Annotated in this window: 24 protein-coding genes and 1 other annotated feature; of the genes, 16 read left to right on the forward strand and 8 right to left on the reverse strand. The window is 37.0% G+C overall.

Annotated elements, in window-relative coordinates:
- Nucleotides 1–9: 9 nt before the first annotated feature.
- Together ACTO1Y_RS01765 and ACTO1Y_RS01770 are read left to right on the forward strand one after the other, a co-directional pair.
- Nucleotides 10–882 carry a hypothetical protein gene (locus tag ACTO1Y_RS01765; RefSeq protein ID WP_441348123.1) on the forward strand — a complete coding sequence of 291 codons (873 nt, stop codon included), beginning with the start codon at nt 10–12 and terminating at the stop codon, nt 880–882.
- 91 nt (nt 883–973) lie between these two features.
- Entirely contained in the window at nt 974–1,300 is a 327-nt protein-coding gene (locus ACTO1Y_RS01770) for a 50S ribosomal protein L7/L12 (RefSeq protein WP_441348124.1), read from the forward strand.
- Nucleotides 1,301–1,375: 75 nt separating this feature from the next.
- Here the strand turns inward: ACTO1Y_RS01770 and yidA are convergent, their stop codons facing one another.
- Both yidA and ACTO1Y_RS01780 read right to left on the reverse strand, forming a co-directional pair.
- Nucleotides 1,376–2,182 (reverse strand): sugar-phosphatase, encoded by an 807-nt coding sequence (yidA, locus tag ACTO1Y_RS01775; protein WP_441348125.1) that lies wholly within the window; start codon nt 2,180–2,182, stop codon nt 1,376–1,378.
- A 12-nt stretch (nt 2,183–2,194) separates the two neighbouring features.
- Complete coding sequence (locus ACTO1Y_RS01780) at nt 2,195–3,499, reverse strand: HD domain-containing protein (protein WP_441348126.1); 1,305 nt, start codon at nt 3,497–3,499, stop codon at nt 2,195–2,197.
- 72 nt (nt 3,500–3,571) lie between these two features.
- On the opposite strand from ACTO1Y_RS01780, the gene ACTO1Y_RS01785 reads away from it, so the two are divergent.
- The gene (locus ACTO1Y_RS01785) at nt 3,572–3,949 is read left to right on the forward strand and encodes a DUF1934 domain-containing protein (protein WP_178894922.1); all 378 of its coding nucleotides are present in this window, start codon (nt 3,572–3,574) and stop codon (nt 3,947–3,949) included.
- A 24-nt stretch (nt 3,950–3,973) separates the two neighbouring features.
- On the opposite strand, the gene ACTO1Y_RS01790 is transcribed toward ACTO1Y_RS01785, so the two are convergent.
- A complete protein-coding gene (locus tag ACTO1Y_RS01790) occupies nt 3,974–5,056 on the reverse strand; it encodes a DEAD/DEAH box helicase (RefSeq protein WP_441348127.1) in 1,083 nt (360 codons plus the stop codon).
- A complete protein-coding gene (locus ACTO1Y_RS01795; RefSeq protein WP_441348128.1) occupies nt 5,053–6,030 on the reverse strand; it encodes a Gfo/Idh/MocA family protein in 978 nt (325 codons plus the stop codon). Before ACTO1Y_RS01795 ends, ACTO1Y_RS01790 begins: the two co-directional genes overlap by 4 nt.
- 147 nt (nt 6,031–6,177) lie before the next feature.
- On the opposite strand from ACTO1Y_RS01795, the gene ACTO1Y_RS01800 reads away from it, so the two are divergent.
- The 4 genes from ACTO1Y_RS01800 to rpmA all read left to right on the forward strand — a co-directional run bounded on the left by ACTO1Y_RS01800 (nt 6,178) and on the right by rpmA (nt 8,034).
- The gene (locus ACTO1Y_RS01800) at nt 6,178–6,873 is read left to right on the forward strand and encodes a YoaK family protein (RefSeq protein ID WP_441348129.1); all 696 of its coding nucleotides are present in this window, start codon (nt 6,178–6,180) and stop codon (nt 6,871–6,873) included.
- A gap of 54 nt (nt 6,874–6,927) precedes the next feature.
- Nucleotides 6,928–7,014: a sequence feature (ribosomal protein L21 leader region), on the forward strand.
- A 35-nt stretch (nt 7,015–7,049) separates the two neighbouring features.
- Nucleotides 7,050–7,364, forward strand: coding sequence for a 50S ribosomal protein L21 (rplU, locus tag ACTO1Y_RS01805; RefSeq protein ID WP_003002830.1), 315 nt, complete (start codon nt 7,050–7,052; stop codon nt 7,362–7,364).
- Between the two features lie 15 nt (nt 7,365–7,379).
- On the forward strand, nt 7,380–7,724 hold the full coding sequence (locus ACTO1Y_RS01810) for a ribosomal-processing cysteine protease Prp (protein ID WP_006149980.1): 345 nt from the start codon (nt 7,380–7,382) through the stop codon (nt 7,722–7,724).
- 16 nt (nt 7,725–7,740) lie between these two features.
- The gene (rpmA, locus tag ACTO1Y_RS01815; RefSeq protein WP_006149998.1) at nt 7,741–8,034 is read left to right on the forward strand and encodes a 50S ribosomal protein L27; all 294 of its coding nucleotides are present in this window, start codon (nt 7,741–7,743) and stop codon (nt 8,032–8,034) included.
- An 84-nt stretch (nt 8,035–8,118) separates the two neighbouring features.
- Here rpmA and ACTO1Y_RS01820 read toward each other — a convergent pair whose 3' ends face one another.
- From ACTO1Y_RS01820 to ACTO1Y_RS01835, 4 genes are read right to left on the reverse strand one after another with little or no spacing between them, the layout of a single operon-like run.
- Nucleotides 8,119–9,300: a tyrosine-type recombinase/integrase gene (locus tag ACTO1Y_RS01820; RefSeq protein ID WP_441348130.1), complete on the reverse strand. Its 1,182-nt coding sequence runs from the start codon at nt 9,298–9,300 to the stop codon at nt 8,119–8,121.
- 41 nt (nt 9,301–9,341) lie between these two features.
- Nucleotides 9,342–9,848: a hypothetical protein gene (locus tag ACTO1Y_RS01825; protein ID WP_441348131.1), complete on the reverse strand. Its 507-nt coding sequence runs from the start codon at nt 9,846–9,848 to the stop codon at nt 9,342–9,344.
- 13 nt (nt 9,849–9,861) lie between these two features.
- A complete protein-coding gene (locus tag ACTO1Y_RS01830) occupies nt 9,862–10,182 on the reverse strand; it encodes an ImmA/IrrE family metallo-endopeptidase (RefSeq protein WP_441348132.1) in 321 nt (106 codons plus the stop codon).
- Nucleotides 10,183–10,228: 46 nt separating this feature from the next.
- A complete protein-coding gene (locus ACTO1Y_RS01835) occupies nt 10,229–10,600 on the reverse strand; it encodes a helix-turn-helix domain-containing protein (protein ID WP_441348133.1) in 372 nt (123 codons plus the stop codon).
- 297 nt (nt 10,601–10,897) lie between these two features.
- On the opposite strand from ACTO1Y_RS01835, the gene ACTO1Y_RS01840 reads away from it, so the two are divergent.
- The 9 genes from ACTO1Y_RS01840 (at nt 10,898) to ACTO1Y_RS01880 (ending at nt 15,077) form a co-directional block, all read left to right on the forward strand.
- Nucleotides 10,898–11,113: a transcriptional regulator gene (locus ACTO1Y_RS01840; RefSeq protein ID WP_224376179.1), complete on the forward strand. Its 216-nt coding sequence runs from the start codon at nt 10,898–10,900 to the stop codon at nt 11,111–11,113.
- A 14-nt stretch (nt 11,114–11,127) separates the two neighbouring features.
- On the forward strand, nt 11,128–11,625 hold the full coding sequence (locus tag ACTO1Y_RS01845) for a hypothetical protein (RefSeq protein ID WP_441348134.1): 498 nt from the start codon (nt 11,128–11,130) through the stop codon (nt 11,623–11,625).
- 4 nt (nt 11,626–11,629) lie between these two features.
- On the forward strand, nt 11,630–12,337 hold the full coding sequence (locus ACTO1Y_RS01850; RefSeq protein WP_441348135.1) for an ORF6C domain-containing protein: 708 nt from the start codon (nt 11,630–11,632) through the stop codon (nt 12,335–12,337).
- Between the two features lie 70 nt (nt 12,338–12,407).
- Nucleotides 12,408–12,674 (forward strand): helix-turn-helix domain-containing protein, encoded by a 267-nt coding sequence (locus ACTO1Y_RS01855; protein ID WP_006150019.1) that lies wholly within the window; start codon nt 12,408–12,410, stop codon nt 12,672–12,674.
- Nucleotides 12,675–12,691: 17 nt separating this feature from the next.
- Nucleotides 12,692–13,120, forward strand: coding sequence for a hypothetical protein (locus ACTO1Y_RS01860; RefSeq protein WP_441348136.1), 429 nt, complete (start codon nt 12,692–12,694; stop codon nt 13,118–13,120).
- A gap of 34 nt (nt 13,121–13,154) precedes the next feature.
- Nucleotides 13,155–13,943 carry a phage replisome organizer N-terminal domain-containing protein gene (locus tag ACTO1Y_RS01865; RefSeq protein WP_441348137.1) on the forward strand — a complete coding sequence of 263 codons (789 nt, stop codon included), beginning with the start codon at nt 13,155–13,157 and terminating at the stop codon, nt 13,941–13,943.
- Entirely contained in the window at nt 13,931–14,089 is a 159-nt protein-coding gene (locus tag ACTO1Y_RS01870; RefSeq protein ID WP_441348138.1) for a hypothetical protein, read from the forward strand. The genes ACTO1Y_RS01865 and ACTO1Y_RS01870 overlap by 13 nt, the downstream gene beginning before the upstream one ends.
- A complete protein-coding gene (locus tag ACTO1Y_RS01875) occupies nt 14,083–14,853 on the forward strand; it encodes an ATP-binding protein (protein ID WP_441348139.1) in 771 nt (256 codons plus the stop codon). Before ACTO1Y_RS01870 ends, ACTO1Y_RS01875 begins: the two co-directional genes overlap by 7 nt.
- A 14-nt stretch (nt 14,854–14,867) precedes the next feature.
- The gene (locus tag ACTO1Y_RS01880; protein ID WP_441348140.1) at nt 14,868–15,077 is read left to right on the forward strand and encodes a hypothetical protein; all 210 of its coding nucleotides are present in this window, start codon (nt 14,868–14,870) and stop codon (nt 15,075–15,077) included.
- Nucleotides 15,078–15,084: the final 7 nt, after the last annotated feature.

Raw genomic sequence — 15,084 nt, forward strand, 5'->3', positions numbered from 1 at the left:
GAGAAAGAGATGAAAAAAGGCTTATTAATTGGCTGCTTATCCATAGTTATACTATTTGCAATGTTCATAGTACTGAGTCCTATTATTGCTATGATGGATATGTGGGGGCTATTTGCGCATGCAAGTCGGAATGAACTTGAGCAAGCAGTGCATCGCTCTTATGAGAACTATGGTCTTACAGGTCAGTTTGAGTTAGAAAAATATGAAAAAAATTATACAAGCGTTGGTGGATTTGTTATTCATGGAACATACACTGAAAATATAGATGGTAAAACCTATCAGGCTATGACTCGTTTTGAATACTATACTCGTCCTTCTGAAAAAGAAACATATAGAAAGACTGACGTGGAAGTAGATTATAAACAAAACAAAAAAATTTATTATGCTTTTCCAGAATTAGCTTATTTAGGGATTGAGATTAGTCCAGGCACCAGCGAATTTTTAAAAAAATTGGATACTTCAATAACAGATCCTAAAATGACTGCTTTGAAGTACGAAGGGATTGATTTTCAATTTAATAGTAAATCTGGTAATATCCACCTTTATGATGAAATCTTAGAGGAAAATAAAAAAAATGGACAAGCATTACAAGGGATGTATCCCATGGATGCTCAATATCTTTTCCAAAAAAATATTTTTATACCAGAATTTCAATTTCGATACTACACTCCAGAAGACAAGAAAGATCAGTTATATAATGCCTATCTTGAAGACCTTGAATCGCAAATAAAAGAATTCTTTAACAATCAACCCTTACCAAACGGCCTTTATGCTGTAAAGATTGATAAATATGAATGGGATAAACTTGTCAATAATAGCGGTGGCTATTATGTGAAGATTGAGAATCATCAAGTTGTGGCATTTATCAAAGATTTACAGTAGGAGTTACTATTTTAGTGCTGACTATAAAATCTTATAGCAATGATATGAGATTGAAGGTAGAACATACAGAGTGAGTAAAGGAGTATGGACTATGTTAGGCATTTATATTGATTCTATAGGGGATAAGTCAGCGACCTATAAGTTGTTAAGAAACTTTTCATCCTTGCCTCTTTCCTTAATTCAATCAAGAATAAAAAATCATGATGCAGTTATGGAAGTGGATATTCTAGATTTGGACGAATTAAAAAAATTAAGAGTCCTTATTCATGACTTGAGTGGCATTGGAACCATGATTACTATGAAAGATTCGACTGGTGTTATCACCTTAAAAATATTAAATAATATTATTACCACCTATGAAGAGATTGCGACTGAAAGAGAAGAATTAGACGCACTTATGTTTGATGAGGAAGAGTAATCCGTAATTTAAAACACCCCAGGAGTTAGAGTTGTATCTCTAACTTCTGAGGTGCTTTTTTATATTCTAATAAATTTACAAGACCCAAGTACGAATCGCATGGGCAACGCCTGATTCATCATTTGTTTTAGTGATGTATTTGGCGATTTTTTTGAGTTCTGGATTTCCATTTTCCATAACAACTGGATTTCCAACGACTTCGAGCATGGCACGGTCATTTTCTTCATCTCCGATAGCCATAGTCTCATCATTTGTTAATCCGAGTTTTTCAGCCAGATGAATAATAGCTGAGCCTTTATCTACTTCTTTTTTGAGAAGTTCGAGGTAGAATGGAGCTGATTTATTAATAGAGTAGCGTTCATAAAATTCTGCGGGAATCTTTTCAATCGCGGCATCTAGAATTTCTGGTTCATCGATAAACATACACTTGACGATTTCCTTATCAGCCATTTCTTCAGGTGTACGGTAGAAGATTGGCATGCTGATAAGGGTAGATTCATGTACGGTATATTTACCAATATTGCGATTGGCAGTGTAAATCCCGTCCTTGGTAATGGCATGCATATGGACTCCTAGTTTACGACTGAGAAATTCCATATCTAGATAGTCTTCGTAGGACAAGGATTCACTGATAATCTCATGTCCTGTAGCAGTTTCCTGAACAAGAGCACCGTTGAAGGTTACAACATAGTCGCCTTCATCTCTCAACTGTAAGTCGTCAAGGAGTTTAGCAACACCAGCAATAGGACGACCTGTTGCAATCACAACCCTAACACCAGCGTGCTTGGCATCTTGGATAGCTGCAAAGACTTCTGGGGTAATTTCTTTCTTGCTATTGACTAGGGTACCATCGATATCGACAGCGATTAGTTTAATACTCATAAATTTCCTCTGTTATTTCTTGTCTGGATCGAAATGATCATTTTCAATCAAATGTGAAAATTGTTGAATGGTAGAAGCAAAAATATTGTTTGGATTGAGCATTTCTTTAGGGAAGTAGAAACGGTTGTCACCATGACGACTTCCTGCAAGAGATTGGACGATAGGTGAAAGACTAGAAAGTTCAGCTAACTGACCATTTTTCTGAACAATCTCAATTTGCGTTCTAGGATTTTCAGATTCTGGTCGATATATATCGTAAGGAAGGTCGAAATTCTTATGAATAGCAGTGTAGTAGTTGGGGTCAAAACCAATTTCTTCTACTAAACCTCGCATGATTTCAAGTTGATTCTGGTCTTCCTGAGAAAAAGTAATAGATTTAAAGACCTTCCGATTGATGAAACGTTGGGAAAGGTCAGCCAATATCTTGTCTGTACTTGTCATCCAGAGTTGGAAGTAAGTATTCATCACACCATCATCTAGGGCAAGATAGTCAGCTAAGCTTACATTCTTCTCAAAAAATGGAAGGAGATGAGGCGAAGTAAGAGCGAAGAATTCTTTATTTTCTGGATAGAGTTCTTTGGCACGTTTCAAAAGATTTTGCAGAAGAACCTCCATAGCTCGTGTGGCTGGGTGGAAATATACCTGCATATACATCTGGTAACGGCTGAGGACATAATCCTCGATAGCGTGCATTCCATTACGTTGAAAGGCGATACCATTTTCAACAGGACGAATGACACGAAGGATCCGTGTCAAATCAAACTGACCATAAAATGCACCGGTGAAGTAGGAGTCACGAAGAAGATAGTCCATGCGGTCCGCATCGATCTGACTTGAAATCAGTTGAACAACCTGTTTGTTTGGATAAGTGTGGTCGATAACGCTAGCAACCTTTTTAGGAAAGTCAGGAGCAACCTGCAAAAGAACCTGGTGAATCTCTGTCTCAGGGCTTTGGATTATTTCCTGAGTAATTGCCTCATGGTCAGTATCAAAGAGATTTTCGAAAGTATGAGAGTAGGCACCATGTCCAAGGTCGTGGAGAAGTGCTGCAGTCATGGTCAAGAGAGATTCATTGGAATCCCATTCTTCCGGGTATTTTTCTTCGAAAATTTCAGTGATTTGACGGGCAATTTCATAGACACCCAAACAGTGAGAAAAACGACTATGCTCTCCCCCATGGAAGGTATAGCTAGATGTCCCTAACTGTTTGATACGACGAAGTCGTTGAAATTCTTTGGTATTGATCAAGTCGTAAATGACTTGATTGTTGACGTGGATATAGTTGTGAACAGGGTCACGAAATACTTTTTCATTCATAAGACCATTATAGCAAATTCCTTGGCTTTTTGGTAAAATAGTAGGGATAAGTGAGAAGAAAGAGGAACACTTGTGAAGATTAGAATGAGAAATACTATCCAGTTCGATGAACAATTGGAAGTAATCGACCAACTTTATGATGTAGAACTACGTGAAAAGGGAGATTTTTCTTATCTCCTTTTCTACAATGAAGAGCAAGAAAAGGTTGTGATTAAGTTTCAGGAGGAAGAGCTCGTCATGACGCGCTTCTCGAATCCCAAGACTATCATGCGTTTTCTGAAGGATTCCGATAGTTTAGCCTATATTCCAACACCTATGGGTATGCAGGAGTTTATCATTCAAACCAGCCACTATGAAGTTGGTGAAGAGAAGATTGAACTAGCCTATAAATTGCAAAACAAAGAAGGAGTTCCATTTGCGGACTACCGTTTAGAAATTACTTGGGGATAAGAAAAAGGTTGGCAATTGCCAACCTTATTTGATATAGAGTTCTTGATTTTTTAAGACGATCTCCCGTACACTTGCAAATTTCTTCAGTTTTTTAAGTTCTTCTGGATGGGTGACAAGTGTGATGACATAACCCTCTTTACCCATACGTCCAGTACGTCCAGCGCGGTGAGTGTAAGTTTCCATATCTCTTGGGACGTCGAAGTTGACAACACATTCCAAGCTATCAATGTCGATACCACGAGCCAGAAGGTCTGTCGCAAGAAGTAGCGTCAGTTGATTATCTTTGAATTTTTCTAAAATGACTTTTCTAAATTTAACGTTGACATCGCTCGCAAGAGAAACAGCTAAAACATCGCGATATTGTAATTTTTCCTCCGCGCTTCCAAGGTCTGACAAGCTATTAAAGAAGACCAATCCACGGAAGTCATCGACATGTGCTAGTTTCCGAAGCATATCTACTCTGTGTCGTTGGTCTACTTGCATGTAAAAGTGTTGGATATTGTCCAACTTTTGATCAGAGAGGTCAATGGTGCTCGTGTTAGCTGCAATCTTATCTTGGTCAAACTTTGTAGTCGCACTCATATAGATGAGTTGGTGGTCACGAGGAGCATAGTGGGTAATCTTTTCGACAAAATGGATCTGAGAATCGTCTAGCAACTGGTCAAATTCATCAAGAATAATAGTCTCTACATTCATCATCTTGATTTTTTTCAATTTAATGAGTTCAAAGATTCGACCAGGAGTTCCAATCAAGATTTCTGGTCCCTTTTTCAGACGTTCAATCTGACGTTTCTGGCTTGAACCTGAAAGGAATAGCTGAGCAGTCAAGCCGATAGCTTCGCCCCAAGTTTTGGTGACATCAAAAATTTGGCCAGCCAGTTCAGTGTTAGGAGCTAAAATCAATAGTTGCTGCGCTTTTTTCTTTTGGAGTTTTAAAAGACTCGGGAGTAGGTAAGCTAAGGTTTTTCCCGTTCCGGTTGGACTGACTCCAAGGAGTGATTCTCCTTCTAAAATAGGATTAAACAGTTGTTCTTGAATGGGAGTGAATTCTTGGAAACCTAGTTGGTCAATCAATTTTTGCCATTCGTTTGGTAGTTTCGTTTTCATTTTTCTGCCTCAAATCTAATGCCAGTATCTTGTCGCATGGTATAAAGCACTTGATGAACATCTGTTGCATCGGTAAGCCATTGCTGGTAAAGAGTCTGGTCTGGTTGGTTAATCATATGTGCAAAAGCAACAGTTTCCTCTGTCATAGTGTGAGGTGCCTGCTGGATAGGAAGATGAAGTTCCTTTCCTTGATGTTCTGTAAAAATAGCTGATTGGATATGCTCGATTGTATTGAGAGTCAAGGTGCCGTCAGTCGTATAAATCTCGCAAGGAAGATTAGAAGTGATATTCTTTCCTGCTTTGATATGAACTTGATAGTCAGGATAGGAGAGGATACCGTCTCCGTTTAGATCAATACTGTTGTATAGTTGCTGAGCTTGATAGGTTGCACGAGTTGGATTTCCAAATAAGCGAATAGCAGCATAGAGTGGGTAAATTCCTAAATCCATGAGAGCTCCGCCAGCAAAACGGTTTGAGAAAACGTTAGGAGTATTGCCAGCAAGGAGTTCAGGCATCTTAGATGAATATTTAGCGTAGTTAAAGTCTGCTCCTAAAACATGTTTGTCTGCAAGAAAGTCTTTAATTGTAGCGAAAGCCTCTTCGTGGTAGTTTCGTGCCGCTTCAAAGATGAACCGTTGATTTTTCTGAGCTGTTTGCAATAAATCTTTCCATTCCTTTGGCTGAGTCACAGCTGGTTTTTCAAGGATGACATGTTTTCCAGCAACTAAGGCAATTTTAGCCTGACTAAAGTGTAGGGAATTTGGACTAGCAATATAGACGACATCAAAAGGGTGTTTGAAAAAATCTTCTAACTGGTCAAATAATGTTACATCTTGATAGTGAGAAGCAAACTTTTCTGCAGTTTCAATTTTTCTTGAATAGACTGCAACTAGTTGGTATTCTCCACTAGTATGGGCTGCATCGATAAAATGATGGCTGATTGCGCCAGTTCCGATTATACCTAGTTTTAGCATGGAAACTCCTTTTTCTGTCAGTAATAATTGATTTCATTATATCATAGAAAGAGTCAACTAGCTTAAGAGAGGTAATTCTTTTGTTTTGAAGCTTCGAATTTTCATGGAAAAATGGTATAATAGTGATAGTAAAACTAGGAGTTTAGTATGAGATTATTACCTATGAGAAAAATTTCTCGTCATTCAAAAAGATTGGCGCTTTTTTTGACTTTCTGCGCAGGTTATGTGGATGCCTATACGTTTATTGTAAGGGGGAATACCTTGGTTGCTGGACAAACGGGAAATGTTGTATTTCTTTCCGTTGGACTCATTCAAGATAATGTATCAGATGCAAGTACAAAAGTCATGACCTTGCTTTCTTTCATGATGGGTGTCTTTCTGCTGACAGTCTATAAGGAAAAATTACGTGTGGTAAAAAAACCAATCTTATCGCTGTTCCCGCTTGCTATTTTGTCCTTGATTATAGGCTTTGTTCCCTTAACGGTTGACAATATCTACATTGTTCCTCCCCTTGCTTTTTGTATGGGACTAGTGACAACAGCCTTTGGTCAGGTTTCTGGCATTGCCTATAACAATGCGTTTATGACAGGAAATATCAAACGCACTATGTTGGCTTTCGGGGAATACGTGCGGACCAAACATACTCCGTTTTTATTTGAGGGGCTGATCTTTGTGAGTCTGCTTAGTAGTTTTGTCTTTGGGGTAGTTTTTTCAGCTTACTTGACAATTTTTTTCACTGAGAAAACGATTTTAGGCATTCCAATCATGATGAGCATTTTTTATCTAAGTATGCTTTTATCTTCTCTGCAAAAAAAGTACCAGAAAGCACATTATTTTGATTGAAAATACTTGTCAAAAAGTTAGAAACATGTTATACTTTTAGAGTTGACTATGCACATTCCTGTGCAACCGCACGAACATCGTCGCTTGATATTCAAGTATAAGTGGTTCGTCCCACGATGCTAGGCGAGTCTTCACAAAAATACGGGGAAACCCAAAAAAATCATAGGAGGTGCATGATGAGCACATACGCAATTATCAAAACTGGCGGAAAACAAGTTAAAGTTGAAGTTGGTCAAGCTATCTACGTTGAAAAATTGAACGTTGAAGCTGGTCAAGAAGTTACTTTTAACGAAGTTGTTCTTGTTGGTGGTGAAAACACTGTTGTTGGAACTCCACTTGTTTCTGGAGCTACTGTTGTTGGAACTGTTGAAAAACAAGGAAAACAAAAGAAAGTTGTTACTTACAAGTACAAACCTAAAAAAGGTAGCCATCGTAAACAAGGTCACCGTCAACCATATACAAAAGTTGTCATCAACGCAATCAACGCTTAATTTTAAGGAGAACACATGATACAAGCAGTCTTTGAGAGAGCCGAAGATGGCGAGCTGAGGAGTGCGGAGATTACTGGACACGCCGAGAGTGGCGAATACGGCCTAGATGTCGTGTGTGCATCGGTTTCTACGCTTGCCATAAACTTTATCAATTCCATTGAGAAATTTGCAGGCTACGAACCAATCTTAGAATTAAACGAAGATGAAGGTGGTTATCTGATGGTTGAAATTCCAACTGATCTTCCTTCACACCAGAGAGAAATGACGCAGTTATTCTTCGAATCATTTTTCTTAGGTATGGCAAACTTATCGGAGAACTCTTCTGAGTTCGTCCAAACCAGAGTTATCACAGAAAACTAACACGGAGGAAAACATTATGTTAAAAATGACTCTTAGCAACTTGCAACTTTTCGCCCACAAAAAAGGTGGAGGTTCTACATCAAACGGACGCGATTCACAAGCTAAACGTCTTGGAGCTAAAGCAGCTGACGGACAAACTGTAACTGGTGGATCAATCCTTTACCGTCAACGTGGTACACACATCTATCCAGGTGTTAACGTTGGTCGTGGTGGAGACGATACTTTGTTCGCTAAAGTTGAAGGCGTAGTACGCTTTGAACGTAAAGGTCGCGATAAAAAACAAGTTTCTGTTTACCCAATCGCAAAATAATAGCTCTAATCAGCATTAAATAAGGCTTTCCAAGATTTTTGGAAAGCCTATTTTTTATTTTGGTACCCAGTTTGGTACCCATATTTAAAATCCGATATAAGTAGCGAATTTATTGGCTACTTCATTTTTTGCTTTTTGGGTGACATGAGCGTATATATCCATTGTTGTTTGGATATTCTCGTGACCAAGTCGCTCCTGAACTTCCTTGATAGTTGCTCCAGCTTCAAAGAGTAAAGAACAATGTGTGTGCCTAAACCCATGAGGTGTGATTCGCTTAAATTCTGGGTACTTCCTCCAAATCCTATTCAGCATATTGTTGACATGAACAACACTCCTAGGACCTCCATCTTCATTTTTAAAAAGGAGTCCTTTGGTACTAAATTTGTGCCATTCTTTTAAGACTTCGATGGTCTTTGGATCCAGAGTAATTGTCCGAGCGCTCTTTTTGGTTTTTGGTGTTTGGAAAATTAGTTTATTATCCTCACCTTTAGCCAAAGTTTGCTTGACAGTAATCTGGCCATTCTTCAAATCAACATCAGACCATCTCAAAGCACTGATTTCATTTTTTCTCATGCCCGTAAAAGCAAGCAACCGAAAATATGTCAGCATTTCTACATCATCAAAGCCTTTAACAATCTCAAAGAATTCTTGCAGTTCTTCTTTATTGTAGAATTTTTCAAGCTCATCCGTATTATTTTTTTGTCTTTTCGGTTTCAAAGTCTTTCTCATTGGATTATTTTCGATGAGTTCCACTGAAATGGCATAATCAAAGATTTGATTTGCTATGCTGATGATTCCAAAAAATCTTTTATACTCATCCGCCCACTTATTAACTTGAGCCTGACACATAGATAGACTAATTTTATTGATTGGCTTATCTCCAAAATTAGGAATAATCCACTTATCAGCAATATTCACTTGACTAACATAGGTTGACTCTTTCACAGTATGTTTATAATGCTCTTTCCAGATTTCATAAACTTGCTGAAAAGTAGTAGTAGTATTCTTAGACCTAAAACTTTTCTTCTCGTATTCGGTCAAGCATTTAGCTTCTGCAAGCCTTGCTTCTCGCTCTGTTTTAAATCCTCGTCTTTTCGTAATTATCTTTTTATTCGTAAGTGGATCCATTCCATGATATGCTTTAAAATAATAAGCAGTAGAACCACCTTTTTCGTACTTGCCAATCATTGCTTTTTCCCTCATTTCTTGGTAAAATGGGTATAGTAAAGAGGGCTTTTTAATGCCATTCTTTTCTATACAGTACATCCTCACATCTTTGCTTGCAGGCTGGTGTGGGGATTTTTTATTTATTTCAGTATTTTCATTTCTCCTTTATACTCTTGAGAAATTTGAGTTTTAGCAGAATCAGAGGTATAAACCAGTAGTTGAGGTGTATCTTTTTCTAAATCAACATTGTAGCCTTTTTCTTGAGCCCACTTTTCAAAAATGGTATTCTTAGCTTTCAAAAATTCATTTGAAATATAGATCTTGCGACTAGTGCTTTCATTCTTCCAACTCTCTCCGATTCGTACAGAAAGGTTTTTATCATCCCCTCCAGGAACAAAATCAACCTTTTCACCTTTATCAAGAACCTCAGCATTCTCTTTAAAGTATAAAGCGAATTCCTCACCTAATTCTTTAGTCATTTTGAATTTTTGTTCAACCGTTGTCGATGTTGTTTTTTCAGTTTTAGCAGCAGTATTTTTAGATGGAGTGTTTAAAATACCATTCACAACACCAATAGACACGATAGCAATCAGCACCCAAAACCATACTCTTTTATAAACTGGTTTAGAATTGTTAAATTTATTCATATTTCTTCTCCTTTTAACTACCTGTCAATCTATAAAATTCTTCCTGAATCATCTGTTCGCCCCAAGTGGTGGCGATTTTATGTCTTTCAGCAAATCTTAACCAATTGAATTCTGAAGGCTCACATTGAGATAATTCTTCAGATATGAGATGACGAACCATGAAGCGGTCAGCTTCATTTTCATATTTATAAAGTAGTCTTTTGTAATGCGCTGGGTTATGGTTTATGTGTCCTAATTCGTGCAGGATGACCTCTTCTCGTTCTTCCTGACTAAGATTACCATTCACATAGATAGTTCGTTCATCTGGGAAATAGAAACCTCTACGTTCCCACATGGTTTCAGGAAAAAGATAGAGTGTGACCTGGTATTCATCCAGCAACTCACTCACTTTCAATGTCAGACACCCCCAAAGAAAGCTTAATAATTTGCGCGATCTTGTCAACGTCTTCATCTGACAATGGTTTACCATCGAAGAGAACTACACGTTCCCGAAGATTGGACAAGTCAACGGTACGACCATCAGCAGTAGTGACAATCTCACTTGCAACATTAGGATTATCAGTACGACCTAATAGATAATCAGTCGAAACATTAAAATATTCAGCAATTTCTTGAAGTCGCTCAGAATTAGGTGCCTTCTTTTTTAATGAATAAAAATAATTTGTACTATAACCTAAAGTTTCTTCTAGTTTTGACAAAGCAATTCCTCGCTTTTTAGCAAGTTCTTTGATTTTTTCAAACGTTGAAAACATTGTTAAATCAACCTTTCTACGCTTAACAAAAAATATTCTAGAAAAAAGTATAGAAAAGTGTTGACAAGCTCTATAAAAAAGTATAGAATATATATTGTAAAGCGAAATATAAAGCGAAAACAAAAGAGAAAAGACAAACTAAAAATAAAAGCTTTGGCGAGCGTTATGATTGGTTTAGAAAGTCCTTTGTTTATGTTTTTCTTATACTTTGATTATAGACTTTAGTCTAGAAAAAGTCAAGAAATTCTATAAAAAAGTTTTCGCTTTGTGTTTCTCTAAAAAAGAAAGGAGCTACACATGAGCACACAACACCAAAAGTGGAACGAACTGGTAAAACAAAAAATGGCTGAACGCAATTGGAATAATGCTGATTTAGCACAAGCAATTGGATTCAAGCGTACATCAAGCGTTATCACAGAATTATTTAACATCGGTAAAGGTTCTGATGATTTGAAACTAAAGATTTCAAAAAAACTAGGAATATCAGAATCTTGGGAAAAATTCGAGGAGTAGATAGGAGTAATAAAATGAACGACACTATTACAATTTCCAAAGCTGAACTTGAAAAGATGATTGCTGAAGCTATATCAAAAAATAGTTTACCGAGACAAAAAAAAGATTTTAGAGATGTTCATTTAACTGATGAAGAAGTTGAAAAAATAAATCTAAAACATCCACTAATTTCTGAAAGATTAAGCAGAAGGTTCGCCTCTCAAATTACTAACGAACCATCAATTGATGAGCTTAGATTTGTAAGAGGAAAACCTAACGGTATTTACACTAGGAAAAGATATGGAAAAGAAAATAGCAGTGGCTATGCACACCATAAGATCTATCTCCAAGATATATTAGATAATCTCAGACGCATAAGCTTGGCAGTAATGGGCGCTAGTATAATCAAAGATTTAGATGATGATGAATTTGAATACTCTCTCGCGATTTATGAAGAGTTTAAAAAACTTTTTCTCAATTTATACGATGAGCGATTAAGTAGAGAAAATAAAATTTTAGAAAATATGGAGTGATTTTATGAACGAAATTTTTAATTTTCACGGGCAGGAAGTCCGTACTATGACAATAAATGACGAGCCTTGGTTTGTCGGAAAAGATGTTGCAGATATCTTAGGATATAGCAAAGCAAGAAATGCAATCGCTCTTCATGTTGATGAAGAGGACGCCCTAAAACAGGGCATCCTTACTGGTGGTGGAATCCAAGATATGTTGATCATCAACGAGTCAGGTTTATATTCGCTTATCCTATCTAGCAAATTGCCACAAGCAAAAGAATTCAAGCGCTGGGTAACATCAGAGGTCTTGCCAGCAATTCGCAGACAAGGTGGTTTCATTAGTGATGATCTAGACGAAGATGCCTTCATCGCTCTATTTACTGGGCAAAAAGAACTTCGGAAACAACAAGTCACAATGTTAGAAGATATCGACTATCTCAAGAATGAGCAACCAATCCATCCAAGTTATGCTCAATCGCTATTGAAGAAGCGTAAGGCTCGAGTAGTTGCTTGTCTTGGTGGAATCGACAGTCCAGCTTATGAAGATAAGACATTCGCTCAATCGGTCTTCAGACAAGCTGAGATTGATTTCAAGGATCATTTCAATATCAGTCGCTATGACCTATTGCCAAAAAAATTCGCAGAAGCAGCACTTGCTTACTGGATGACTTGGGAACCAAGCACCAATACAAAAATGAAAATCATGGAATTGAATGCATTCAGAGCATAAAAAAGCACCTAACAGAAGTCAGGCGCTCACTAAAATAACTACTTAGATTATATCACATAAGGAGGTCATTGTGAACATTCTCAGCGAAAACTTTGAAAATGGAATCCAGTTAATTGTTAAGGATCAATTTAAAGAATGTTTTAAAGAATTATTAGAGCACGAAACAATTGAGAAACGATGGCTCTCAATCGAAAGTGCTGCTAACTATTCAGATTGTAGCACAAATACCATTAGAAAATGGTTAAAAATGGGTTTAAACCTATATAAAATTGACGGAACAAAACGAATTGACAAGAATGAACTCGATGAGTTTATTCAAGCAAATCTTGTAATTTAGGATTAGAAAGTAAAAAAATGAACGAACCAAACATCTTAAGCCAATTATTTGGAGTATCACTAACATTCATCGGCATCTTTGCAATCATGCTTTTCACTTGTCGATATGAAGAAAAACAAGAAGAAAAACAAATAATCATCATTGAAGAAGCAGATGATTTTCTTTCAACTGCTCGACAAAATTTGAAAAAAAGTGACAAGAAATTCACTTATGACTGTGAGCCACCTATTGGGTTACCATCAACAATTGAAGACCTACCATCAGACTTGAAGATGTGTGTTGAAGATTATGACAGATTAGCAAATGACTACCAGGAAGAAACTCGCAACAATGACACTTTAAAAAGACAAAACACTAGTCTTTTAGAAGAAAATGGACGCTTACTCTACAAAGAAATGACAATGGATTTTCGCAAAAATCAAAGGAAGTGGAGAGCACGAGCATGACAATTAGCTTTAAAAGCAAAGAAGGAGGGTAGCTATGTCTGAAATCAAATGGATTAAGATTACGACAGATATTTTCGATGATGAAAAAATCTGTCTTATCGATGCACTTCCTGATCATGATGCCATTTTGGTTATCTGGTTTAAAATTCTAGCTCTTGCTGGTAAGCACAATCGAAATGGACTACTTATGATGTCAGATAAGGTTCATTATACCGATGAAATGCTTGCTACCATTTTCAGAAGACCATTAAACACTGTAAGAATGGCTCTTGGTATTTTTGAGCAATTCGGAATGGTTGAAATTATTGATGGTGTTATCACGCTGCCAAATTGGGAAAAACATCAAAATATTGATGGTATGGAAAAAATCAAAGAGCAAACACGCAATCGTGTTGCAAGACATCGTGAGAAGCAAAAGAATCTCGCTCTCGGTGGTAACGTTACATGTAACGTTACAGTAACGCAAGGTAACGCACTAGAAGAAGATAAGAATAAGAATAGATTAGATAAAGATAAGAATATAACTACTACTAGTAATAGTGAAAATATCTTAGAACTATTTCAATCTGAATTTCGTAGACTGCTATCAGGATTTGAAATCGAAGAAATCAATCATCTGTTAAACGAAAATGACTCTGAACTAGTCAGAGAAGCATTGAGGACTGCTGTAAATTTAGGAAAACCAAATATCAAATATATAGGTGGTATTCTGAGAAATTGGCAACAGAACCAAGTGACAACAGTTGAACAAGTTCGACATTCTGAGAAGCAGCGTAAAGAGAAGAAAGATGAACAGGAGGTGGATAAAGAATGGGGATTCTAGAATTAATTCAACAATTTGAAGAAAACTTCTATCCAATCAGTGATCAGAAAAAATCTCTTTTGAAAAAACAATCAAAAGAGACCGTGATAGCTTGCTTGTCAGACATGGCAAGCTGGAAAGCTTGTGGAGGTAAGCTAACATGGTAACTAATGCTTTAGAAGAAACGGCTCTCTCTTATCAAAGGAATACAGAAGAGCAGGACGAAATTTGCGATAAACACAAAATTCCACTGATTAAAATTCTTCGTACAAATGATGTCCTTTGTCGATTGTGTGAATCGGAACGTATTCATGCCGAAAATCAATTAAGAGTCAACGAGCTTGCTGATGCAGAATACGAGAGAGAACGTAAGTTTTATCTCGAAAAATTCTCGTTATATGATGATGTTCTGAAGAATGCTACTCTTGAGAATTTTGACACACCCACTGAAAAAGAAGCTGAAAAGTTAGAATTTGCCAAAAAAATATGTAAAGAGTGGTCTGAGGGTGCCAGAAACAATGTTGTTTTTCAAGGTGAAGCTGGTACAGGTAAGAGCCATCTTGCATTTGCGATTATGAAGAAACTATCAGAAATCACAAAAGAAATTGCTATCTTCATCAATGTTACTGACTTGCTGATGAAAATCAAGACGGATTTTAGCCAGGAAGAGTTTCTAGTAAATAAAATTGCTAGCGCAAAATTCTTAGTTCTAGATGATCTTGGAATGGAGAAGAACAGTGAATGGTCCTTCAGTATCCTTTACAACATCCTCAATAAAAGGGCAAATACTATTATCACGACTAATCTGACTGCACAGGAAATCCAGAAGCGATATGGTCGGCCATTTATGAGTCGGTTGATGAAGGGTGTAGACAATGAGCATTTGATGGTGTTCAATGACTTAAAAAACAAAAGGAAAGATTACTTTTAGAAAGGTGGCACACCTTGTTATTAAAACTCTATTTTGTCTATAACGGACATTGTCGGCTTTTTATTGGAGAGTACAACAATGTTGATAACCTTATTGAAGACATGAAAGACCATCAATGGGCATACTCTGGGATAACTAGACCACATTTCACAAAACACATCAAAAAGGATAGCGTCAGATTTGATTATGGCGCAAAAGATTGCTACTACCTAGCAATCAAATAGGAGGTAA

The sequence above is a fragment of the Streptococcus sp. V728 genome (genome assembly GCF_052077995.1).
Taxonomy (GTDB): domain Bacteria; phylum Bacillota; class Bacilli; order Lactobacillales; family Streptococcaceae; genus Streptococcus; species Streptococcus infantis_B.